The sequence below is a fragment of the Trueperaceae bacterium genome (assembly GCA_036381035.1).
Taxonomy (GTDB): domain Bacteria; phylum Deinococcota; class Deinococci; order Deinococcales; family Trueperaceae; genus DASRWD01.
Map to the genome: position 1 here is coordinate 1 of DASVDQ010000034.1, position 1,053 is coordinate 1,053.

At 69.3% G+C, this 1,053-nt stretch carries 2 protein-coding genes; both read left to right on the plus strand.

All coding sequences use genetic code 11. The annotated features are described in order from the left end of the window. Nucleotides 1-332: hypothetical protein (locus VF202_05535; GenBank protein ID HEX7039555.1), on the plus strand; the 332-nt coding region annotated here is incomplete at its 5' end. A 13-nt stretch (nt 333-345) separates the two neighbouring features. Then, nucleotides 346-1,053, plus strand: a 708-nt coding sequence (locus VF202_05540) for a hypothetical protein (protein HEX7039556.1), incomplete at its 3' end; no start/stop codon positions are given.

A 1,053-nucleotide genomic window follows, 5' to 3' on the forward strand; every position in this document is an offset into this window, starting at 1 on the left:
CGGGCGCGCGGATCGTCGGCGACGACGTCCGCCTCGACGAGCTCCCGCTCCCCATGGTCGTCCTCACGTTCGACGGCGGCGACGGCCCCACTTTCACTGCCGGCATGGCCGTCTGGCAGCTCAGCGCCTACCTCTACGCCGCCACCGTCTACGAGGCCGCCGACGTCCTCGACGAACTCGAGGCCGCCGCCCTCACCTACACGTACGACGAGACGCTCGCCAAGCCCCTGAGCCGGTTCAGGGTCACGGGCCACGAGCGCCTCGAACCTGTCGGCCCCGCGCAACGCCTCCTGGCGTGGCGCGTCAACCTCGAAACCTCTTGGCTCCCCTGAGGAGGAGAGCAGCATGGGATACAGCACGTCCAACCCCGACAAGGTCCAGTTCAGCAAGGGCGCCCGCGTCCTCATCGGCGCCGTCGACGCGCCCAAGGCCGCGTGCACGCCCGTCGGCCTCCTCGGCGCCGACGCGACCCTCAACATCAACCCGACCTACCGGCAGAAGATGGACCGCTTCCCGGAGGTCATCGTCGCCGAGGCCATCCAGTCCATCACCGCCGAGGCTCGGTTCGTCCTCCGCGAGTGGACGACGGACAACCTCCGTCTCGCGCTGGGCCTGGCCACGTCGGACGTGACCGACGTCGCCGCGTCCCCGGTGAACGTCTCCGACGAGGAGTACGTCCTCGACTCCGGCGGCGTGGCCGCCATCCCCCGCACCGGCCTGACCGCGATCAGCGCCAAGGACGGCAGCGACGTGACGCTGGTCGAGGGCACCGACTACATCGTGGTCGTCACGTCCTCGCAGACGCTGATCGTCGCCCTCTCCGGCGGCAGCGTCGGCGCGACCGACACGGTGAAGGTGTCCTACACCTACACCCCGGTCGCGCACAGCATCCTGCCGATCGGCAAGGCCTCCACGCCGACGTACTACGGGGTGTGGATCGAGGAGGAGCTCACAGGCAGCCCCACGGCCAAGGTCGAGTACCAGATCTACAAGGCCAGGATCGGCATCGACGGCGGGTTCGCGATCAACAACGCCGAGCAGGGCGGTGACCTG